Source organism: Microbacterium sp. LCT-H2, assembly GCF_001866135.1.
GTDB lineage: Bacteria > Actinomycetota > Actinomycetes > Actinomycetales > Microbacteriaceae > Microbacterium.
Genome location: NZ_MODW01000002.1, coordinates 316,768 through 337,961 on the forward strand (window position 1 = coordinate 316,768; position 21,194 = coordinate 337,961).

A 21,194-nucleotide genomic window follows, 5' to 3' on the forward strand; every position below is an offset into this window, starting at 1 on the left:
CCTCAGTCGCGGATCATCGCGGCGATCGCGCTCACCTCGATGAGCGCTCCGGGCACGCCGAGGCCCGCCACCCGCGCGGCGGTCACGAGGGGCGGAGCGCCGTCCCTGGCGAGGGTGGCGGCCACGGCGCCGTACGCCGCGCGCAGATCGGCATCCTGGTGGATGAGGATGGTCCAGCTCACGACGTCGTCGAGCGTCGCCCCTGCGGACTCGAGCGCGACCCGCGCGTTGTCGAGAGCGCGAAGGGCCTGCGCCCCCACGTCGGGGGAGACGACGGCGCCGGAGGCGTCGACGCCGTTCTGCCCTCCGATGTAGACGGTGGTCGCCCCCGGCGGGATGACGGCGGCGTGACTGAAGGCGGGGCTGCGGACGAGGCCGTCCGGCTGCAGGAAGGTGATGTCCATGCGCAGATCATGCCCGAGGGCACCGACATCGCGCACCCGGGTCTCACACGGGATCGGGCGGCACGAGCGGTGGCGGGGCCGGGACGCTGGTGACGGTGCCGGTGGTGCCGAGGCCGCCGAGGGCGTCGAAGACCGCGACCACGACGGCGGCGCTCACGAGGGCGCCGTGCAGCGGGTGGTGCCAGAACTGCAGCCGCGCGATCAGCCGGTCCCCGCTCACGCTGATCACGAGCGCCCGCACGCCTTCGTGCCGGTGCACGCCCTCCGCCGTCCTGGCCGCATCGACGAGCGGATCGAGCACGCCGTCGATCCGGGTCGTCCCGTCCCGCCGCACCCTGACCTCCACCTCGCTGCGCCGGGCTCCGCGGGTGGAGTCGTTGACCACGGGATCGGAGAGCAGGCGTGCGTTGGGGACGTGGAGGGTGCGGCCGTCGACCGTGTGCAGGATCACCGCGCGGGCGTTGAGCTCGGTCACCGTCCCGGCGATCACAGAGTCCAGCGCCTCCACCACGATCTCGTCGCCGATGCGGACCGTCTGCCGCGCCTGCAGCAGCACGCCGGCCGCGAAGTTGTCCGCCACGCCGCGGAGGACGAGGATCGCGACGATGCCGAGGATGACGACGATCGCGAGCAGGGGCTGCACGTTGGCGCCGAGCATCGCGAGCGCGATGCCGAAGCCCAGCAGGAGGATGGCGTAGCCGACGAACTGCGCGATCGCGGTCCCGACGGCGGGGGAGATTCCGGGTGCACGCCGGAGCAAGGCTGTGGTGCCCCGGCGTGCGAACCGCGAGACGATCCAGGTCGCGAGGGCGACGAGCAGGGCGAGCAGGAGCTGCCACCAATCGATGTCGGTGGGCAGCAGATCCTGCAGGTCCATGCTGCGGGCTCCTCGCGGTGGTGGGGGCGGGCCCGGGGCCTACTGCAGCGCCTTCGCCTTGATGAGGGAGTACTCGTCCGGCGTGATGGTTCCGGCGTCCAGCAGTGCCTTGGCCTTCGCGATCTCCTCGCTCGGACTGCTGCCGGCCACCTGCTGGATGTACGCGTTCGCGGCCTCCTGCGCACGGCGGGCTTCCGCACTGCTGCGTTCGGCCATGCCGTTGCCCCGGGCGATGAGGTACACGAGCGCCGTGAGGAACGGCACGAAGATCAGGAAGAAGATCCACACGGCCTTCCACCAGCCGCTCAGCTTGTGGTCGCGGAACAGGTCCCCGATGATCGCGAACAGGGCGAAGAGATACGCGGTGAAGGCGAAGATCCACAGGAACCACCAGATGATGTCCCAGAACGATGCCCAAAATCCCATGACTGCTCCTTTCTTGGTGCCGCCGTCTCCGGGGCACGCTGGGAACATACCGGCGGGCGCAGCGCCGGTGCACCGGTTCCGTCAGGAGTTCACCCGGGTGACTCGCCACGGTGAGACGGCTCCGGCCGGTCGCGCCCGGAGCGTCGGCAGTACGCTTCCCTCGACGGCGGAGGGAGTCCCATGAGCACAGTGCACCGGCCACCGTGGCTGCTGAGCACTCTGGACGGCTACCAGCGCCGCTGGATCGTGCGCGACGTGCTGGCCGGGCTCTCCGCGGGTGCGGTCGTGGTTCCGCAGGCCATGGCCTACGCGACGATCGCGAATCTCCCGGTGCAGGTCGGCCTCTACACATGTATCGTCCCCATGCTCGTGTACGCCCTCCTTGGTGGCAGTCGGGCGATGAGCGTCTCGACGACATCGACCATCGCGACACTCACCGCGACGACGCTGGTCTCGGCAGGCGTCGCCGCGGGCGCGGACGACGCGATCGGCGCGCTCATGATGCTGACCCTCCTGGTGGGAGCGGTGCTGCTGTTGGCACGGGCGTGTCGGCTGGGATCCCTCGTCGAGAACATCAGCGGAGCGACTGTGCTCGGGCTGAAGATCGGGGTGGGGGCGACAGTCGCCGTCGGGCAGCTCCCGAAGCTCCTGGGGGAGTCCTTCGACTTCTCCGGCCACGGCTTCATCCGCTCCCTGGTCGCCGTCGGGGAAGCGCTCGACAGCGTCAACACCCCGACGCTCCTGCTCTCGGCGGGATCCATCGCCACACTCCTGCTCCTCAAACGCTTCGCTCCGCGGGTCCCCGGCACTCTCGTCGTCGTCGCCGCAGGCATGCTGCTCGTGGGTGTCGGACGGATCGACGATCTCGGTGTCGACCTCATCGCCCCGGTGGCCGGTGGTCTTCCCGTTCCGGGGATCCCGGACCTGTCCGAGGCCGCGGCACTCGTCCCCGGAGCGCTGGCGATCGCCGTCATGGCCTTCCTGGAGTCCGCCGCGGTCGCACGCAGCCTGCGCCAGGCGACGGAGCCGCAGATCGACAGTGACCAGGAGCTCTTCGCAACCGGCGCGGCGAACACGGTCGGTGCCTTCTTCGCGGCCATGCCCGCGGCGGGAGGGTTCTCGCAGAGCGCCGTCAACCAAGGCGCCGGTGCGCGCTCCCAGCTGGCCACGCTGACCACTGTCGGGCTCGCCGTCCTCGTCGCGTTGTTCCTCGCTCCCGTGCTGAGCCTGCTGCCCGAGGCGACGCTCGCGGCGATGGTCTTCACGGCGGTGGCCGGACTCGTCAACATCCCCGAGCTCGTGCGCTGGGCGCGCATCAGCCGGATGGACTTCTGGGTCGCGACCTCCGTGGCGGCCATCGGTCTCACCGCGGGGCTCCTCCCCGCGGTGGCTGTCGGCGTCGTCGTGACGCTGGTGCTCGTGCTGCGAGAGCTCAACATCCCTCGCGTCCGCGTGGTGGGGAGGCGGGGGAGCGCGCTCGGGCTGGAGCCCGAGCGGGGGCTCTACACGGCGAACGCGCTCGCCAATCGGCGGCTCATCGTGCAGACCGTCGCCGCGCAGGCCGAGCCGGTGCGGACGCTCGTGCTCGGACTGCCGCAGCAGGTGGTGATGTCGATCACCGTGCTCGACGCTCTCGAAGCCCTCGATCGGGAGCTGGCGCAGCTCGGCGTGGAGCTCCATCTCGCGGCTCTGCCTGCGGACGCGACCGCTGTCGCGGCTCGGACGTCGTGGTACTCCGCCCTGGCGGCGGACGGACGCGTGCACCCCTCGGTCGATGTCGGGCTCCGGGCCGCGGCGGACCGCGAGGAGCGGCGGCGTTCACCCGGGTGAAGTGGCCGATGAGCGGTGACGTGCGGCCACCGCCTGCCTAGGCTGACGGCACGGAAGAACCACGGGGCAATCGAGACAGGGGAGACGATGCCCGACCGCAGCCGGAACCGGAGAGCGAGGCGGGCATGGCGGCGCGCGCCGGGGTGACGTGGCGATGGTCGCGGTTCGGTCTCGGCGTGCTCTACGCGGTGCCCGCGATGGCGGTCGCGCCGTTCGATCCCGCTGTCGCGCTGGCTCTGAGCATCGGGGTCCTGCCGGCGGCAGTCGTCGGGCTTCCTGCACGGCGACGAGCGCGCTCGGCGATCCCCGTGCTCGGGACGCTGGTCGCGCTGGGGCTCCTTCTCGGTGCCACGCTCGCGCTCGTGCCGGTCCTCGCCGTGCTCGCCGTGGCTGTGCTGGCGGTCCTCGCCAGCATGCTCGCCGCGCGGGAGCGCGCCGGTCAGCTGGCCCTGACCCTGGTCCTGCCCATGGTCGGGATCGGTCTGAGCTTCCCACTGTCGACGACGACCGTCCTCCTGGCCGGCGCGATCGTCGCCGGCTCGGTGTACGCGTGGCTCATCGCCCTGCTCTGGCCGGAACACGAGGCGGGCGTGCGGGCTGCGGCATCGATGCCGAAGGGGCGCGCCTTGCTGATGTACGGGTTCCTGCTGGGTGCCGCCGCCGCGACGGCGGCGGCCATCGGCTTCGCGACCGGGGTCGAGCACGTCGGCTGGGCGACCGGCGCCGTGCTGCTGGTGATGCGTCCGGTGCGAGGCCAGCTCGTCCTCCGCAGCGTCGGTCGGGCGGCGTCGGTGCTCGTCGGGGCGCTGGTCGCGGCGGGGTTCGCCCTGTTGTCTCCGAGCGGGGTGGCGATCGGGCTCGCAATCGGTGTCGTGGTGGGGTGTCTCGGCGCAGTCCAGGAGAGCCGGTGGTACGTCGCGCCGGCCTTCACGACCTTTCTCGTGCTCACCCTGCTGCTGTCGACGTCGGACGAATCGCCGACGTCGCGGTTCCTGGAACGGACCCTCGAGACGCTGCTGGGAGTGGCTCTCGCCCTGTTCTTCGGCGTCCTCGTGCCGACGCTTCTCGCGATGCGACGGCCGTCGCGGGCGGACGTCTCCGAGTGAGCACCTCTTGCGGGACCGCTCCCACTGTGCAATAGACTGCCCGCCAGGGGGAGCAAGGTCGAAATCGGGGGGTTTCGAGTGCTGCACAGTGCAAGAACGGCGGGAACGAGCGAGAGCTCTGAACCCGCTCCGATGAAGGGCGAGGTCCGTCGAGAGCGCCTGCTCTCGCGGTTGACTGCCGCGATGGACGGGCCGTGGACGCTCACGCTCGTGAGCGCGCCGGCAGGATCCGGCAAGACCCGGCTGCTGTCGCAGTGGGCGCAGCGTCTGCGTGCCGATCCCCGCATCCACCTCGTGTGGGTGTCCCTGGAGCGCGGCGAGGCGGACCTGCCGCTCCTGCGCGGCGCCCTCGAGAGAATCGACGATCCCGGACTCCAGGACGCGCTCGCGGCTGTGCCCGCCGTGCGCTCCGCGACGACGGCGCGTGCGCTCGCCAGAGCTCTCCGCGAGGCGAGGAACCGGATCGTCCTCGTCATCGACGACGTCCACCGAGTTGAAGACGAGCACACCGCCCAACTGCTCTCGACGTTCGTGCAGAGCGCTCCCGGCACCGTGCACGTGGTGCTCTCCGGGCGCGGGACGCGGGCGATCCCCCTGGCACGACGCCGCATCGCCGGCGTGGCCCTCGAACTCGATGCCCGTGCGCTCGCCTTCACCCCGGCCGAGGTCCGCGCCTTCTTCGGCGCGCGAGGTCTCCGGCTCTCTCAGGGCGAGGTCAGCACCGTGCTCGCCCGTACCGAGGGCTGGGCGACCGGGCTGCAGCTCATGATGCTCGACGCCGCCGGGGCGCAGACCGTCCTCGGGCCCACGCTGCGCGGGGACGCCCCCGAGGTGGCGGACTACTTCGTCGAGGAGGTGCTCGCCGAGCTCGATGGCGAGCTGCGCTCCTTCCTCGAGACGACCGCGGTCGTGGACCGCTTCACCCCCGAGCTCGCCGCCGTGCTCTCCGGGGCCGACTCCATCACCGCCACGATCGACCGACTGCTCCGCCTCAATGTGGTCGCGGGTCCGGACGCCGAGGATCCGTCCCGCTACCACTATCCGCCGCTGCTGCGGGAGTTCCTTCTCAGCCGGCTGCGGGAAGGCGGTGCCGACCGCGAGGAGCGGCTCCACCGGCGTGCCGCGGAGTGGTTCGCGCAGCATGGGCAGCACCTCCTCGCGTTGCAGCACGCCGTCCGCGGCGGGGAGACGGCCTGCACGGCCGGCGTCCTGCGGCGCTGCGGGATGCAGCTCGTGCTGGACGGCCGGGCGGATACGGTGCGGCGAGTGATGGCGGAGCTGCCGACCGCCCTGCGCGCCGTGCCCACCGTCCGGATGCTCGTCGCCGCAGCGGAGCTGTCCTGCGGAGATCCGTCGGCCGCCGTGATCGTGCCGCCCGTGGGCGCGGGAGAGTCCGACGCCGACCGTCGCTGGCGCCGCGGGATCGACGTGCACGCGGCGCTGCGGCGGGGCGGTATCGCCGAGGCTCTCGACGGCGCTGGAGCCGATCTCCACGACCTCAGCGGAGAGGAGCAGCTCGACACCTACGCCATTCTGGAGGCCGCGACGGCGAAGCTCTATGTGGGACGACTCGACCAGGCGGAGGCGACAGCGCGCCGTGCCGGTGACCTCGCTCGAGCGATCGGCGCCCGCGCGGCGGAACTGCAGGCGGAGGCGGTCCTCGCCACCAGCGTGCTGTTCCGCGGCCGGCTCCGTGACGCGATCGAGGCGGGAGCCGCCTTGGAACGCCGCTGGCACGAGCTCGGTGAGCCGGACAGCCCGTTCTTCGAGGTGACCAGGGTGTGGCGTTTCTGGGGCCCCTACGAGGGCATGCAGATCCTGGAGGGGCCTGAGACCCTGGAGTACTCGGCGCGGGTGATCGCCGAGGGCGGGGAGACCGCGATCGCGCGGGGCCTGCAAGGGCTGCGCGCGCTGCTCGGTGCAGAGCAGGGCGCCGATCCCCACGACGCGGCCGTGCGGCTCCTCGCCACCCTTACTCCCCGTGACGATCTGCCGCTTCCGCCGCACTGGTACGCCATGATGGGGCCCTTCGCGGTGCACGCCTTCGATCGGCTGGGGGAGCCGACGCTCCGAGACCGGTTCATCGCCGACATCGAGGATGCGCTGGGGGACACGGGAGACGTGCTCGTGCTCCGGGCTATCGCCGCTGTGCACGACCGGCGCGATGGCATCGCCCGCGGCGCGCTGGCGCCGGTGCTGGAAGGTGCCTTCCCGTGCCTGCTCCCGGCCTCGCTGATCGACGCCTGGCTGGTGGAGGCGGAGCTCGACGTGCACGACGGGGAGCCGGACCGGGCGCAGTTCGCGCTCGCCACCGCCCTCGCCCTTGCGGAGCCGGAGGAGCATGTGCGCCGGGTCGCCGAGGCGGGCCCCGTCGTCGCCCGCCTGCTCGCGGCCCGCGCGACGGCCGGAGCCCGCACGCACTTCGCGGATCGGGTGCGGGAGCGGCTCGCCGCCGCCGGTGTGCTCGTGGAGGAGGAGCTGACGCAGCGTGAGCGCATCGTGCTGAGCGCCTTGAGTCGCAATGCCACGCTCCGCCAGATCGCCCAGCAGGAGTACATCTCCCCGAACACGGTGAAGACGCATGTGCGCAACATCTACCGCAAGCTCGGGGTCTCGGATCGCGATGGCGTGACAGCGGCCGCCCAGGCCCTCGGATTGCTCTGAGGGCCTGGACGGCCGCCGGTCGTCAGTCGCGGGCCATGGCCGCCGCCAGGTGCGCCTCCAGGTCGAGGTAGGCGTCGTCGGCGACGTCGAAAACGACCTGCGTTATGTGGCCGCCGCGGAAGTCGAACCCGTAGCCGTACAGGGACGACACGGGGTCGGCGCTGTCCCGCCCGATCGTCAGGCCTTCGCCGCAGAGCGAGAAGTGGCCGAGAGTGGTGTGGAGCTCCATTTCGCCTACGACGGCGTCATTGATGTGAAGTCGGAGGGGGCCCACGGCCTCCAGCGAGTCTCCAGTGTGCGTTTTCGTGAACTCGATCCCGACGATGTGGGAACCGGGTGCCGGAATCGGTGCAGATACGTGATTCTCAGGAGGGATGCCGAGGTAGTTGTAGACGTAGTGCACTTCGCCGTCCTTGACGAAGAGTGTGTGTCCGCCGAAGCGGGAGCCGTGCGCGAAGATGACGCCCTCGGTGTCTGGCGTGAACTCGATCTCCGCGGCGATCTTGAAGGAGACGCCGTGGGTGTTCGCCGCCGATCGCTCGGGCACCTCACTGGTGCCCGGGTAGTAGACGAATCGACCGGACGGCGGTACGGGTTGGTGGAACTCCATGTTGAGGAAGGTCTGCAGGTCTTCGGGGTTGCCGATGATCTGGAGGTCGTTCAGTGGGAGCACCGCGTTCGCCTTCGCCTCCTCCATCCAGAGGGCCTTGAGCTCCTCCAGCTTGTCGGGATGCTCGGCGGCGAGGTTGACGGCCTCGGCGCGATCGACGTCCGTGTGATAGAGCTCCCACTCGTCGTCGAGAAAGTGGCCGCCCCCGCTCATCGGGCCATGCATGGCCACGGCCTTCCACCCGTTGTGCCAGATGCCGCGCTGTCCAAGCATCTCGTAGTACTGCGTCTCCTTCGCTGTCGGCGCGTCTGGGGCGGCGTCGAACGAGTAGGCCATCGAGACGCCGGAGAGCGGCGTCTGCTCGATGCCGTTGTAGACCTCCGGGAACTCGACGCCGCAGGCTTCGAGGATCGTCGGCACGATGTCGGTGGAGTGGTGGTACTGATGACGCACCTCGCCGCGGGCCTTGATGCCGGCGGGCCAGTGGATCACCAGCGGATCGCACACGCCGCCCTGGTAGGTGTAGCGCTTGAACATCTTGTAGGGCGTGGAGAAGGCCGCGGCCCATCCGGTCGGGTAGTGGTTGTAGGTGTCAGGGGACCCCAGCGCATCCCTCATCGTGATGTTCTGCGTGATGTCGTCAGGTACCCCGTTGAAGAACTTGCCCTCGTTGACGGAGCCGTTGGGGCTGCCCTCGCCGGACGCGCCGTTGTCGGCGCAGTAGATGATGAGGGTGTTGTCGAGCTGCCCGGACTCCTCCAGGTAGTCCACGATGCGGCCGACCTGGGCGTCGGTGTACTCGCTGAAGCCGGCGTAGACCTCCGCCATGCGCGAGAAAAGTGCCTTCTCCTCGTCGTTCAGGGTGTCCCAGGGACGCACCTCGTCGACAGGTGTGAAGGTGCCCTCCGGCATCGGGTTGAGCGCGGTGAGCTCGGTGCCCTCCGGGACGATGCCCTTCTCGATCATCCGGGCGAGGACCCACTCGCGGTAGGCCTCGTAGCCGTCGTCGAACACGCCCTTGTACTTGTCGATGTACTCCTGCGGCGCGTGGTGCGGGGCATGGTTCGCGCCGGGGCAGAACCACATGTACCAGGGCTTGTCCGGCTCGGTCTGCTTGACGTCGCGGATCATCGACAGCGCGCGATCGGCGAGGTCCTTCGAGAGGTGGTAGCCGTCCTCGGGGAGGTAGGGCTGGTCGATGTAGTGGTTGTCCTCGGCGAGGGACGGATACCAGTTGTTCGTCTCGCCGCCGATGAAGCCGTAGAAGCGGTCGTACCCCTGCGCCAGCGGCCAGTGCTTCTTGGACGCGCCGGCCGTCCACTCATCGATCGGGACGTTGTGGTTCTTGCCCACCCAGAACGTCGACCAGCCGGCGTCGCGGAGGACGTGGGCCATCGTGGTGTTCGAGTCGGGGATGTGGGAGTTGTAGCCGGGGAAGCCGGTCGACGACTCCGAGATCGTCGCGAAGCCGTTGAGGTGGTGGTTGCGTCCGGTGAGGAACGTCGAGCGGGTGGGGGAGCACAGCGCCGTCGTGTGCCACTGGGAGTACGTCAGACCGTTCTGCGCCAGGCGATCCATGGTCGGCATGTTGATGCGTCCGCCGTACGGGGACCAGGCCGCCATGCCGGTGTCGTCATAGAGGACGACCAGCACGTTGGGTGCTCCCTCGCGGGGCTTCGCCGGGAGGAACGCCTCCCAGTCGGCCTCCGAATCGCGGACGTCGAGTTCGATTCTGCCCTGGAAGTCACGGGCCATGTCCATCTCCTTTATCTCTGCCGAACCGCCTTTCCCCGCACAGTACTGCCGGGTCAGGGCCGGGGTCACGGGTCCCGTGACGCGTTCATCCGGGTGATCTCCGTGGCGCGGCGGCGGCGCGCTCAGAAGCTGCCGATGCCCTTGCCGATCAAGGACACGCCGATCACGAGCAGCAGCACGGCCATGATGACCGCATTCTCGGCGGCGAGCCATCCCCGCAGCGCATCGAGCGGGGCGCGCAGCCGTGCGGCGGCGACGAGATAGCCGATGACGGGCACGAGCACGGTCGAGGCCCCGATCAGCGTGAAGACGGCGATCACGAGGATCGTGGAACCCCCGTCGAGCGACGCGCTGCCGATGTCGATCCCGGCTCCGGCCGCCAGGAGGAGGTTCTTCGGATTCACGGCGGAGAGGAGGAGTCCGAGGCCGAGCGCCGTGCCGAAGGACATCGTGTCGATCGCTTTCATCCACGACGGCAGGGCCGCCGGCTGCCCCGCTTTCGGGCGCTTGCGCCACTGACCGACCGCCAGCACCAGCAGCAGGATTCCGAGGATGAGCTGGATGACCCCGCGGATCGGACGAGAGGCATCGGGATCCTCTTCGGGGAGGACCGCCGACAACAGGGTGAAGACGCTGACCGCCAGGACGATGCCCGCAATCCAGCCGAGCAGGAAGCCGACGCTCGTGACCCGTGCCTTCGGGGACAGGAGCATGAGGATGGCGGCGATGATCGGCACAGGGCTGATCGCGACGCCCACGGCGAGGGGGAGGATCTCCCCGATGACGGCACCCATTCAGCTGCCCTTCCTGTTCGGAGCCGGCGAAGCGGCATCGGTCGGAGCGAGGTCGGTGATCGCGGCGCGGTTGGTCGCGTACACGGGCTCCCGGTCGAGCAGGCCCAGCGCGCGGAGGCGGCGGAGCGTGTTCGGGCGGACGCGACTGAAGGCCAGCGGGATCGACTGGGCGTCGAGCCACTCCCGCAGCGCCTGGAACGCCTCGGCCCCGGTGACGTCGACGTCGGTGACGGCTTCCATGTCGATGACGACGTGGTGGACGGCGGACGGGCCGGCGGCGCGGACGGCCTCCTTGACGGCTGCGGAGAACACGGCGCCGTTCGCGAAGAACAGTGGAGCCGCGAGCCGGACGACGATGACCCCCGGTGCCGTGGTCGTGCCCGCAGGAGCGTCCTCCAGGAGGGACTCGCCGGGGTCGCCCGAGGCCTCCAGCACATCGATGGCGGGGTGGGAGGCGCGTTGGGCGAGGTTGATGAGGGCCAGCACGAAGGCCACGACGATTCCTGCGATCGAGCCGACGAACAGGGTCACGAGGAAGCAGACCGCGCCGATGACGAACTCGAACCGGTCCAGGCGCCACAACCGGACGAAGTCGCGGATGCCGAGGAGCGGGATGATCGCGACGCCGACGATGGCCCCGATCGCCGGCGAGGGGATGTCGGCGAGCAGCGCGGTGCCGAAGAGCAGCAGCAGGAGCGTCCCGACGGCGAGCACGAGGGCGGGGAGCTGCGTGCGCGAGCCCGCCTGATCCATCGCCGCGGTGCGTGAGGTCGAGGACCCGACGGCGAAGCTGCCCTGCGCGCCGGCGGCGACGTTCGCGACGCCGAACGCCAGCAGATCCCGGTTGGCATGGAACGGGTAGCGGTGCTTCTCGGCGTAGGAGCGCGAGACGAGCAGGCCCTCCGCCGTGGTGACGAGAGTCAGGGCGATTGCGGAGGGGACGAGCGCGAGCCACAGCGACCAGTCGATGATCGGCCAGGTGAGCGCGGGAGGGCCGGCGGGGACCTCGCCGAGCACGTCCACGCCCCGTCCGTCGAGGCCGGTGAGGACGACCACGACGGTCGTCGCGACGAGGACGATCAGTGCCCAGGGCACCGACCGGAGGTAGCGCTGCCCGACGAGCAGAACCACGACGGAGCAGGCGGCGAGGAGCACGGACCAGCCGTTGAGCGAGGGGAGTCCGGTGACCAGTGCGACGACCTTGTCGACGAACTCCGCGCCGGAGTCGATCTTCACCCCGAGCATCTTCGCGATCTGGCTCACCATGATGTCCAGCGCCAGTCCGCCCACGAAGCCGACGAGGATCGGCGTGGACAGGAAGTTCGCCAGGAAGCCGAGCTTGAAGACGGCGAGCAGCAGGAACATCCCTCCGCAGAGGATGGCCTGGGCGAGGGCGAGGGTGGCGTAGTCGGCGCTTCCCGCGACGGCCAGGCCGCCGATCGAGGAGGCCACCAGGGCGGCTGCCGCGGCGTCAGGAGAGGCGACCAGCTGACGCGACGACACCACGAGCGCGTAGACGACGGTCGGGACGATCAGTGCGTACAGCCCGGCGGTCGCGGGGAGCCCGGCGATCTGGGCGTAGCCGATGTTGAGCGGGATGGCGATCGCCAGGAGGGTGACTCCCGCGGTCAGCTCGGTGACGAGGTTGCGTCGGGTCAGGCCCGCGAGCGGACGCGGCATGCGCTCTCCCTTCGTCGCCGGTGGTGTCCGGCTTCACGATGGCATCGTCGGACGGCGACGACCAGAGCGGCGGGCAACCTCGCCCTGGTGATTTCGCGGTGCGGTGCCGGCGGCGCGCGGCGTCAGCGTCGGCGGAAACGGCGTCGAGTCGGCGCCGCGGGCGCCGTCGGCGTCGGCGACGGCTCGGGGAGAGCGGTGCGGTCGCCGCTGACCCAGCGCACCCAGGTCGATCCCGGGTCGCCCTCCAGGACGAGCGCGCGTACGAGGAGGGTCAGCGGGATCGACAGGATGGCGCCGAGCGGCCCGATCACGAAGGTCCAGAAGATCACGGAGAAGAAGCTCAACGTGAGGCTCAGGTCGACCGCGTCGCTGACGAACTTGGGTTGGACGAGCACCTGGAGCACGACGTTCACCACGCAGTACACGGCGATGACGCCGAGGAGCAACGGCCAGCCGCCCACCACGAAGGCGAGGATCGCGGGCGGGATGAGACCGAGCACGAAGCCGATGTTCGGGATGAAGTTCGTCACGAAGGCGAGGATCGCCCAGACCACCGGGGCGGGGACGCCCATCCACCACAGCGCGAGGCCGTCGATGATCGCCACGACGGCGCCGAAGGCGGCGTTGACGACGTAGTACCGGCGAACCCCCGTCTGCAGATGGGCGATGCGCCGCAGGACCGGGCCGTGCGTGGTGCCGAAGAGCGCCGGCGCGGTCCGGTATCGGGCTGCGTCTGCTGCGAGGAAGATGATGTAGGCGCAGACGAAGAACAGGGCGGTGGCGACGCCGAGCACCGCGCTGCCCAGGCTCCCCGCCACACCGAGCAGGGTCTCGGGATCGAGGATCGAGGCGGCCGCATCCGCCGCCTCCTGATCCAGCCCGAGGGACTGCAGCCAGGCGACGACCTGATCGGCGGCGCGCACGAGGCCGTCCTGGGACGCCAGGTCGCCGACGAGTCGGGCGAACTGGGTGCCGGCAAGCCACAGCAGCGCCGCCACCGCCAGCAGGATCACGTAGGCGAGGACGATCACGGCCGTCGTCCCGATCCAGGCGGGTCGGCCAGGGCGCTGGAAGGGCCGACGGATCGGCTCGCCGATCACGACGATGACGATCGCGAGGGCCAGGGGGCCGAAGACCTCACGCGCCAGCGAGACGCCCGCGAGGACGATCGCGCTCGCTGCCAGGATCAGCAGGGTCCGCAGAGCAGGGGAGATCGCGCGGTCTGTCGCGGGGCCGGGAGGAGTCGAGAGCGGGGTCACGCCGCCAGCGTAGCCCCCGGCACTTTCATCCGGGTGATTGCGGGCTCACCCCCTGGAAGGGGGCGCGGACCCGTGGTTTCGTGTTGCCATGTCGCCTCCCGTACGTTCCACGAGGCCGGGACCGACGATGCGCTTCCGGCCACCCGCCCCGCCCATCGGCGTCCTCCCGCGGGAACGCGTGATGTCAGCGATCACGGCGGCGGTGGCCGCCGACGGGGTGACGGTCCTCAGCGCACCGAGCGGTTACGGCAAGACGACGGCCGCCACGGCCTGGGCCGCGACGCGCGACGACGTCGCCTGGCTCACGCTGAGCGCCTCGGACGACGATCCCGCGCTGCTGACGTCCGGGGTCATGAATGCGCTGGCCCTCGCCGCCGACCGCGCGGGCCGCACATTCGCCGTGCCCCGTGACGTCGAGGACCCGGTCCGCGCCTACCGGCAGATCTGCGCGGCGCTGCAGGATGCCGAGCATCCGGTGCACCTCATCGTCGACGATGCGCACCGCGCGGGCGAGGGCTGGCGCGAGGGGCTGCTCGGCCTGCTCGCCGACCAGCCTCCGGACGGTCTCCGTCTCGTCCTCGTCGGCACGACGCTGATCGAGGTCACCCTGTCCCGACACCGCCTCATGCACCCCGGATCGTTCGTCGGCGTCGACGTGCTCCGGTTCTCCACCGAGGAGATCCGCCGTCTGATGCTGTCCCTCCCCGGCGGACTCGACGCGACTGCGGTCCGAGAGGAGACCGGCGGGTGGCCCATCGCGGTCCGGCTCGTGCTCGTGGGCGGTGCCCTGCCGTCCACCGCCGGGTCGACGGCATCCTCCTTCCTCAGCGAGTACGTCCGCGAGCACGTGCTGGCTGCGCTGCCGCCGGGACTCGCCGACTTCGTGCTCGACGGCACCGTCTGCGCGGAGCTGACCCCGGAGACCGCGGCGGTGGTGACGGCGAGGGGGGACGCCGCCGAGCTCCTCGAGAGCTGCGTCCGACTCGGCCTGTTCCTCGACCGTTTCGACGGCCCGACCGGCCCGATCTATCGGTGGCATCCGGCGTTCGCCCGTCGGTGTGCCGACCTCGCGCGGACGGATGCCGACAGGTATGCCGCCGCGCACCGCCGCGCCGCCCGCGCTCTGGAGGGTACGGACCCGATCGCCGCCGTGACGCATGCGCGCCGCGCCGGGGACCCCGTCGGTGCCAGGGCCATCCTGCTCCGCCACTGGCTGGGGCTCGTGGTCGGCGCGTCGGCGGGGGACGTCGAGCGGACGGCGATCTCCCTCCTGCGGGACACGCCGGATGATCCACAGCTCCTCCTCGTGCGGGCCGGTGCCAGCGATATCCTCGGAGACCATCGCGTCGCCCGAGAGCTGTGTCGCCGAGCCGAGGCGCTCCTCGATCGGACGCCGGGCACGGGCGACCCGGCGGTCTTGGTCATCGTCCGCCTGCTGCTGGCGGAGTCCTCCGCCGAGACGGCCGTGTCTGGTCCCGAGATCCGCGCGCTCCTCCAGGCCGAGGACGACCGGATGTACGGCGGCCGGGTGGCCCTCAACCATCTGCTCGGATGGACAGCGCTGCGCAATCGGGAGGCGCCGGATCTCGCGATCGAGTACTTCTCCGCCGCGGCGCGGGAGGCGCGGGAAGCGGGAGACCGCGACCTCACCTCCCGCGCGCTCGGTCACCTGGCGTACGGCCTCGCCGCCTCGGGTCGGCTCTCGGAGGCTGCGACCGTCCTGGCCGAGGAGGAGAGCCTCGGAGACACCGTTCTCCCACGGAACACCTTCGCGAGCGGAAGCGCCGAGGCCGCCGCCGGATGGGTCGCCTACTGGTCCGGCGAGGCGGAGGAGGCGGTGCGGATCTTCGAGGCGGCACGCGAGGAGGCGGGTTCCGGGCGGGATCTCGCCGGCCATGCGCGCATGATGGGCGCCTATGCCGCCGCGCTCACGGGAGACCCCGCGATCTGTCGTCGGGCCGCCATCGGGGTGCAGGAGCTCCCCATCGACGTCGTGCAGGGGGTGGCGTGGCCGGCGTTCCGCGAATCGTCGGTGGCGCTGCTCGAGGAGGCGGTGGGGCGGAGGGAGCGCGCGCTGCGCATCGCGAAGAAGTACGCGGGCGGCACCGACCTCCCGCTCGTGGGAGTGGCCCTGTCCGGCATCCTGCGTCGCGCCGAGGAGCATGCGGCGGCGCTGGAGATGCTCCGATCGTTGCGGGGCGCCTCCGAGCTGTCGTACGTCAAGGCCGCCACGCTCATCACCGCGGCGGTGCTGCGGCGCGGGACCGGACACCACGAGCAAGCTCATGACCTGTGCGAGGCCGCGCTCGCCCTGGCCTCGCAGGAGAACCTCGTCGTGCTCTTCGGCCCGCGGGAGGTCGCGGTACGGCGCCTGCTGCAGGCCCAGGTGCATCACGGCACGCAATTCGAGGAGTTCATCGAGAAGTGCCTCGCCGTCGACGCCGTGGGGTCAGTGACGGACCGGCTGTCGGAGCGAGAGCGCGACGTCTTCCATCAGATGCAGACCGCACGGACACTGCCGGAGATCGCCCAGGAGCTGCGCGTCTCGGTCAACACGGTGAAGACGCACCAACGTGCGATCTACCGGAAGCTCGGGGTCTCATCCCGCCGGGAGGCCGTGTACGCCATGGTCTGAGTCGGGAGGGATGTCAGGCCTGTGCACCGAGCGTCGCCACCAGGGCGGCGTTCGCGACCGCGGAGGGGATCGCCTGCGTCGCCAGGATACGATCGCCGCCGTCTTCGACCTCGCGGACGAAGCGCACGTCCCAGCGCTGTTCTACCAGGATCACCGCAGCGACCGCCCCCTGTGGCACCCAGGGGAGGAAGTATCCGACGTCGTCGAGGGAGATCAGGCCCGGCGCGTAGAGGGGCAGACCGGCGAGCGAGAAGTCGTCTCCGTCGACCTCCGTGATGCGGTGCCCCTCGGCGGCGTCGTGGCGCACGACGAGGAAGTCGAGCACGCGCAGCGTGCCGTCCTCGACCTGACGCAGCAGCGGTTCGAGGACGGGTGGTCCCGGGTGTGCGTTGCGGAGCTCGACCACGACGAACGCCACGTCTCCCAGCACCCGGCTCCTCATGGCCACCTCGATTCGCTCCGTCCTCCGATGGTGACAGCCGCGCGGAGAGGGAGTCCCGAATCCTCACCCGGAGCGGGTGAGGATTCGGCGAGCGGGCGACGATGGCGGTGCCATTCTGGACCGCGGATGAAGGGTGACGACATGAAGGAGTTCCGATTCGGACCCGTCGAGTTCTATCTCGTGGGCTTCGACGGTGATCGACCGGATCCGTCCACGTTCGGGGCGCTGACCGACCTGGTGTCGACGGGCGTGGTGCGCGTGCTGGACTTCGTGCTGGTGACGCGGACGGCGGACGGGGAGCTCGAGATCCTCGAACGGGAAGAGGCTGAGGAGCCCCTGACCCTCGACGGCCTCGAGCCGATCGTGTCCGGACTTGCGAGCGAGGACGACGTCCGCGCCTTGGCCGAGGTCGTGCCACCGGGGCGGTCGGCGGCGGTCGTGGTCCTGGAGCTCCTCTTCGCCCGGACCCTCGCCCAGGCTGTGGCCGAGGCGGGAGGCCAGGTGCTGCGCAGCGAGCGCGTTCCGGCTCCCGTCGTCAACGCGGTGATGGACATCCTCGAACAGGAAGGTGATTGACATGCCCTTGCGGAGATTCGGTCGGCCGGGGCTCATCGGTCTCGCCGCGCGGACCGCGGTGGTCGCGGGGACGGCGACCGCGGTGCAGGGAGCCGCGATGCGGCATCAGGAGCGCCGTGCGCAGAGCGAGTACGAGCAGCAGCAGTACGAGGCCGCCCAGCAACAGGCCCAGCTGGACGACGCGGCTCGGAACGCGGCTGCGCAGTATGCGCCGCCGCCGAGCCCGCCGGCCGCGCCTCCCGCACCGGCCGACGACCTGATCGCCCGGCTTCAGGAGCTCGGATCGCTGAAGGCCTCCGGCGTGCTGACTCAGGAGGAGTTCACCGCCGCGAAGCAGAAGCTGCTGAGCTGAGCGTCGCGACGATCGAGACCAGACGCCGATGAGCGAGATCGAAGACCTGCGGGAACGACTGCGCGCGCTGGAGCTGGAGAACGAGGCGCTCCGACGCCCTCGACGCCGGATCTCGGCCCGGAGCATCATCGCCGGGATCGTGCTCGTCGTCGCCGTGCTCCTGGCGCCGATCGCGGCGATGGGGACGTGGGCCCGACTGCAGCTCGTGGATGCGGACCGGTTCGTCGCGACCTTCGCTCCGCTGGCCGAGGACCCGGACGTGCAGGACTTCGTCGCCGACCAGGTGACGGCGGCGATCGACGAGCAGGTCGACCTGGATGCGGTGGTCGGCGAGCTCTTCGACGGCCTGCGTGCCCTCGACCTCCCGCCGCGTGCCACAGCCGCCCTCGGGTTGCTGGAAGCCCCGGCCGCGTCGGGGTTGTCGTCCCTGATCGACGGCGTCGTGCACGATGTGGTCTCGTCGCAGCAGTTCGCCGACATCTGGGCGGAGACGTTGCGCTTCACGCACGAGCGCGCCGTCGCGATCCTGCAGGACGAGCCCGGCACCGCGCTGGAACTCAGCGACGACGGCGTGCTCTCGGTGGACGTGGGCGCGGTCGTCGAAAGGGTCAAGGAGGCTCTGGCGGAGCGCGGGGCCGGGGTGGCCGACCTCATCCCGGTGATCGATCGCACCATCCCCGTGGTGCAGGCCGACGCGCTGGTGCTGGTCCGCACGGTCTACCAGATCGCAGTGACGGCGGGGTTCTGGCTGCCCTGGGTGGTCCTCGGCCTCGTCGTCCTCGGCGTGCTGCTCGCGGTGAACCGGCCGCGGGCGCTGTTCTGGACGAGTGCGGGTTTCGCCGTCGTCTTCTTCCTCCTCGCCGCCGGGATGGGCGTCGGGCGCGGGTTCTTCGTCAGCGCCGTCAGCCCGTCGATCATGACGGCCGCGGCGGCCGAATCGCTCTTCGATCAGCTCACCGCGCTCCTCGGCTCCACGATCGTCGCGCTCGCTCTGGTCGGGGTGCTCATCGCGCTCTGGGCCTGGCTCGCCGGGTCGAGCCGCAGCGCCCTCACGGTGCGGCGCGTCACGGAGAGCGGGTTCGGGGCGCTGCGCGACGCGGCTGAGGCGCGCGGGATCTCGACCGGGCGGTTCGGGCGGGCGGTCGACCGCTATCGCGGTGCGATCCTCATCGCGGGGATGGCGATCGGGGTCCTGATCCTTCTGGCGACGCGTCCGGTCACCTTCGGAGCCGTCCTCGGCGTGGCGCTCGGCGTGCTCGTGCTGACGATCCTCGTCGAGCTGCTGCGGCGCCCAGGGCCCGCCACGGTCGTCGAGGACGCCGCCGACGCCGAGGCCACCCTGCCCGGGTGAGGACCCCTGTCGGGATGTAGGCCGGGTCCGGAGACTCGGATCGAGGCGCGCGCGGCCGCGCCCAGAGCGAAGGAGAGATGATGCCGGAATTCAATGCGGACTTCGCGGGCGAGATCAGGCTGGACGTCCGCGACTCCCGTCCCGACTGGTCGCCGTACGAGCTGCGGAAGGCGCCCGAGGGCGCTCCGAACGTCCTCGTGGTGCTCTACGACGACACCGGGCTCGCCTCCTGGTCGCCGTACGGCGGCCGGATCTCGATGCCGACCATGGACCGTCTCGCCGCTGGCGGCCTCACCTACACGCAGTGGCACACCACGGCGCTGTGCTCCCCGACGCGGTCCACCATGCTCACGGGACGAAATCATCACGTCAACCGCGCCGGCGTCATCATGGAGGGCACGAACGGCTTTCCCGGCTTCGCGGGACGGCTTCCCGCGGAGTGCGCGACGATCGGACAGGTGCTGCAGGAGAACGGGTACAGCACGTTCTGGCTCGGCAAGAACCACAACGTCCCGGAGGAGGACATCGCTCCGGGCGGCAGCCGCTCGATGTGGCCGCTGCAGCTCGGGTTCGACCGCTTCTACGGATTCCTCGGCGGCGAGACGAACAACTGGTACCCGGACCTCGTGGAGGACAATCACTTCATCGAGCAGCCGTACGGCCCGGAGGAGGGGTACCACCTGTCCAAGGACCTCGCCGATCAGGCGCTCGCGATGATCAGGAACCAGCAGGCGTCGAATCCCTCGAAGCCGTGGTACATGTGGTTCTGCCCGGGGGCGAACCACGCGCCGCACCACGCTCCGCAGGAATACATCGACAAGTACAAGGGCGCGTTCGACGACGGCTACGATGCCTACCGCGACTGGGTGCTCGCCCGGATGATCGAGAAGGGCGTGCTGCCGGAGGGCACGCGGATGACGCCGTTCAACCCGCTGCCGGAGGACGCCGCGAACCCCGCCGACCACGTGCGTCCGTGGTCGGAGCTGAACGACGACGAGCGGAGGCTCTTCGCCCGGATGGCCGAGGTCTTCGCCGGTTTCTCCGAGTACACGGACGCACAGGTCGGGCGGATCGTGGACTATCTGGAGGAGACGGGGCAGCTGGAGAACACGATCATCTTCTACTGCGCCGACAACGGCGCCTCCGGGGAGGGGTCGCCGGACGGCTCGGTGAACGAGAACAAGTTCTTCAACGGCTATCCCGACGACCTCGCCGAGAACCTCGCGATGATCGACACGCTCGGGTCCGCCGACACCTACAACCACTACCCGACGGGGTGGGCGGCGGCGTTCTCCACCCCCTTCCAGATGTTCAAGCGGTACTCCCAGTACTCCGGCGGCACCTGCGACCCGATGGTCGTGCACTGGCCGAAGGGCATCGCCGCGAAGGGGGAGCTGCGCCACCAGTACCACCACTCGGTGGACGTCGTCGCGACGGTGCTCGACGTGATCGGCATCGAGATGCCGGAGTCGTTCCGTGGGGTGCCGCAGCGACCGCTCGACGGCGTCTCGATGCGATCTTCCTTCGACGCCGCGCCGGACGGGCCGACGACGAAGACGGTCCAGTACTACTCCATGCTCGGGACGAGGGGCATCTGGAAGGACGGCTGGAAGGCCGCCGCCGTGCACGCGCCGCTGAGCGGCAAGGGTCACTTCGATGATGACGTCTGGGAGCTGTACCACGTGGCGGAGGACCGCTCCGAGTCGGACGACCTGGCCGCGACCCACCCGGAGAAGCTGCAGGAGCTCATCTCCGCGTGGTTCGCGGAGGCGGAGGCGAACTTCGCGCTTCCGCTCGACGACCGGTCGGCCCGCGAGATCCTCACGGTCCCCAGGCCTCAGGCGGAAGAGCCCCGGGAACGGTACGTGTACTTCCCCGGCACCGCGGCGGTGCCGGAGAGCGTCGCGGTGAACATCCGCGGGCGCTCTTACAAGATCATCGCCGACGTGATCCTCGACGAGGGGGCGGAGGGCGTGCTGTTCGCCCACGGCTCTCGCTTCGGCGGGCACTCGCTGTTCCTCAAAGACAACAGACTCGTCTACGTGTACAACTTCCTCGGCATCCCACCGGAGCAGTCGTTCTCCTCCGACGAACTCACCCCGGGCCCGCACACCCTCGGCGTGGAGTTCGTCCGCGAGGGAGCGGGGGAGCACGGCGAGTCCGTCGGCACGGCCACGCTGTACGTCGATGATCGCGCCGTGGCGTCGGGTCCGATGCGGGCGCAGGTCGGGAAGTTCACGCTGTGCGGCGACGGTCTCTGCGTGGGGTGGGACAGCGCCGACCCGGTGAGCGCCCAGTACCGCAACCCGTTCCCGTTCACCGGCGGCAAGCTGCTGGGCGTGGCGGTGGACGTGAGCACAGAGCAGTATCTCGATATGGAACTCGAGGCGGCGGCGATGCTGTCGCGGGAGTGATCGAACGGAGGGGGCCGAG

16 protein-coding genes are annotated in these 21,194 nt (G+C 70.4%); 8 read left to right on the plus strand and 8 right to left on the minus strand.

Translation table 11 applies throughout. The annotated features are described in order from the left end of the window. Positions 1-2: 2 nt before the first annotated feature. From BK819_RS05930 to BK819_RS05940, 3 genes are read right to left on the minus strand one after another with little or no spacing between them, the layout of a single operon-like run. Complete coding sequence (locus BK819_RS05930) at positions 3-404, minus strand: RidA family protein (RefSeq protein WP_071328332.1); 402 nt, start codon at positions 402-404, stop codon at positions 3-5. A 43-nt stretch (positions 405-447) separates the two neighbouring features. Further along, the gene (locus BK819_RS05935; RefSeq protein WP_071328333.1) at positions 448-1,281 is read right to left on the minus strand and encodes a mechanosensitive ion channel family protein; all 834 of its coding nucleotides are present in this window, start codon (positions 1,279-1,281) and stop codon (positions 448-450) included. A gap of 39 nt (positions 1,282-1,320) precedes the next feature. Next, a complete protein-coding gene (locus BK819_RS05940) occupies positions 1,321-1,707 on the minus strand; it encodes an SHOCT domain-containing protein (protein WP_025103101.1) in 387 nt (128 codons plus the stop codon). Positions 1,708-1,887: 180 nt separating this feature from the next. Here BK819_RS05940 and BK819_RS05945 point away from each other — a divergent pair, with 180 nt between their 5' ends. The 3 genes from BK819_RS05945 to BK819_RS05955 all read left to right on the plus strand — a co-directional run bounded on the left by BK819_RS05945 (position 1,888) and on the right by BK819_RS05955 (position 7,307). Further along, the gene (locus BK819_RS05945; protein ID WP_071328334.1) at positions 1,888-3,537 is read left to right on the plus strand and encodes a SulP family inorganic anion transporter; all 1,650 of its coding nucleotides are present in this window, start codon (positions 1,888-1,890) and stop codon (positions 3,535-3,537) included. A 125-nt stretch (positions 3,538-3,662) separates the two neighbouring features. Further along, the gene (locus BK819_RS05950; protein ID WP_071328335.1) at positions 3,663-4,643 is read left to right on the plus strand and encodes an FUSC family protein; all 981 of its coding nucleotides are present in this window, start codon (positions 3,663-3,665) and stop codon (positions 4,641-4,643) included. 132 nt (positions 4,644-4,775) lie between these two features. Beyond that, positions 4,776-7,307 (plus strand): LuxR C-terminal-related transcriptional regulator, encoded by a 2,532-nt coding sequence (locus tag BK819_RS05955; protein ID WP_071328336.1) that lies wholly within the window; start codon positions 4,776-4,778, stop codon positions 7,305-7,307. Between the two features lie 22 nt (positions 7,308-7,329). On the opposite strand, the gene BK819_RS05960 is transcribed toward BK819_RS05955, so the two are convergent. From BK819_RS05960 to BK819_RS05975, 4 genes are all read right to left on the minus strand, one after another. Next, positions 7,330-9,672, minus strand: coding sequence for an arylsulfatase (locus tag BK819_RS05960; RefSeq protein ID WP_071328337.1), 2,343 nt, complete (start codon positions 9,670-9,672; stop codon positions 7,330-7,332). A gap of 122 nt (positions 9,673-9,794) precedes the next feature. Next, the gene (locus tag BK819_RS05965) at positions 9,795-10,466 is read right to left on the minus strand and encodes a GAP family protein (RefSeq protein WP_071328338.1); all 672 of its coding nucleotides are present in this window, start codon (positions 10,464-10,466) and stop codon (positions 9,795-9,797) included. Further along, a complete protein-coding gene (locus BK819_RS05970) occupies positions 10,467-12,146 on the minus strand; it encodes a SulP family inorganic anion transporter (RefSeq protein WP_071328339.1) in 1,680 nt (559 codons plus the stop codon). Positions 12,147-12,268: 122 nt separating this feature from the next. After that, positions 12,269-13,405, minus strand: coding sequence for an AI-2E family transporter (locus tag BK819_RS05975; protein WP_256209403.1), 1,137 nt, complete (start codon positions 13,403-13,405; stop codon positions 12,269-12,271). A 181-nt stretch (positions 13,406-13,586) separates the two neighbouring features. Between BK819_RS05975 and BK819_RS05980 the strand changes: the two genes are divergently transcribed. Continuing rightward, positions 13,587-16,040 carry a LuxR C-terminal-related transcriptional regulator gene (locus tag BK819_RS05980; RefSeq protein WP_071328340.1) on the plus strand — a complete coding sequence of 818 codons (2,454 nt, stop codon included), beginning with the start codon at positions 13,587-13,589 and terminating at the stop codon, positions 16,038-16,040. Between the two features lie 13 nt (positions 16,041-16,053). Here the strand turns inward: BK819_RS05980 and BK819_RS05985 are convergent, their stop codons facing one another. Further along, on the minus strand, positions 16,054-16,470 hold the full coding sequence (locus tag BK819_RS05985; protein ID WP_071328341.1) for a DUF6325 family protein: 417 nt from the start codon (positions 16,468-16,470) through the stop codon (positions 16,054-16,056). A gap of 153 nt (positions 16,471-16,623) precedes the next feature. Here BK819_RS05985 and BK819_RS05990 point away from each other — a divergent pair, with 153 nt between their 5' ends. The 4 genes from BK819_RS05990 (at position 16,624) to BK819_RS06005 (ending at position 21,175) form a co-directional block, all read left to right on the plus strand. Beyond that, on the plus strand, positions 16,624-17,058 hold the full coding sequence (locus BK819_RS05990; RefSeq protein ID WP_071328735.1) for a DUF6325 family protein: 435 nt from the start codon (positions 16,624-16,626) through the stop codon (positions 17,056-17,058). Between the two features lies 1 nt (position 17,059). Further along, positions 17,060-17,410, plus strand: a complete 351-nt coding sequence (locus BK819_RS05995; RefSeq protein ID WP_071328342.1) for an SHOCT domain-containing protein — start codon at positions 17,060-17,062, stop codon at positions 17,408-17,410. Between the two features lie 28 nt (positions 17,411-17,438). Continuing rightward, complete coding sequence (locus BK819_RS06000; RefSeq protein WP_071328343.1) at positions 17,439-18,761, plus strand: hypothetical protein; 1,323 nt, start codon at positions 17,439-17,441, stop codon at positions 18,759-18,761. Between the two features lie 80 nt (positions 18,762-18,841). Continuing rightward, positions 18,842-21,175 (plus strand): arylsulfatase, encoded by a 2,334-nt coding sequence (locus tag BK819_RS06005; RefSeq protein ID WP_071328736.1) that lies wholly within the window; start codon positions 18,842-18,844, stop codon positions 21,173-21,175. The last annotated feature ends 19 nt before the right edge of the window (positions 21,176-21,194 follow it).

Excerpts from the sequence above, each read along its gene's own strand:
- BK819_RS05930 (WP_071328332.1), bottom strand. The coding sequence starts at position 404 with ATGGACATCACCTTCCTGCAGCCGGACGGCCTCGTCCGCAGCCCCGCC.
- BK819_RS05935 (WP_071328333.1), bottom strand. The coding sequence starts at position 1,281 with ATGGACCTGCAGGATCTGCTGCCCACCGACATCGATTGGTGGCAGCTC.
- BK819_RS05940 (WP_025103101.1), bottom strand. The coding sequence starts at position 1,707 with ATGGGATTTTGGGCATCGTTCTGGGACATCATCTGGTGGTTCCTGTGG.
- BK819_RS05945 (WP_071328334.1), top strand. The coding sequence starts at position 1,888 with ATGAGCACAGTGCACCGGCCACCGTGGCTGCTGAGCACTCTGGACGGC.
- BK819_RS05950 (WP_071328335.1), top strand. The coding sequence starts at position 3,663 with ATGGCGGCGCGCGCCGGGGTGACGTGGCGATGGTCGCGGTTCGGTCTC.
- BK819_RS05955 (WP_071328336.1), top strand. The coding sequence starts at position 4,776 with ATGAAGGGCGAGGTCCGTCGAGAGCGCCTGCTCTCGCGGTTGACTGCC.
- BK819_RS05960 (WP_071328337.1), bottom strand. The coding sequence starts at position 9,672 with ATGGCCCGTGACTTCCAGGGCAGAATCGAACTCGACGTCCGCGATTCG.
- BK819_RS05965 (WP_071328338.1), bottom strand. The coding sequence starts at position 10,466 with ATGGGTGCCGTCATCGGGGAGATCCTCCCCCTCGCCGTGGGCGTCGCG.
- BK819_RS05970 (WP_071328339.1), bottom strand. The coding sequence starts at position 12,146 with ATGCCGCGTCCGCTCGCGGGCCTGACCCGACGCAACCTCGTCACCGAG.
- BK819_RS05980 (WP_071328340.1), top strand. The coding sequence starts at position 13,587 with ATGTCAGCGATCACGGCGGCGGTGGCCGCCGACGGGGTGACGGTCCTC.
- BK819_RS05990 (WP_071328735.1), top strand. The coding sequence starts at position 16,624 with ATGAAGGAGTTCCGATTCGGACCCGTCGAGTTCTATCTCGTGGGCTTC.
- BK819_RS05995 (WP_071328342.1), top strand. The coding sequence starts at position 17,060 with ATGCCCTTGCGGAGATTCGGTCGGCCGGGGCTCATCGGTCTCGCCGCG.
- BK819_RS06000 (WP_071328343.1), top strand. The coding sequence starts at position 17,439 with ATGAGCGAGATCGAAGACCTGCGGGAACGACTGCGCGCGCTGGAGCTG.
- BK819_RS06005 (WP_071328736.1), top strand. The coding sequence starts at position 18,842 with ATGCCGGAATTCAATGCGGACTTCGCGGGCGAGATCAGGCTGGACGTC.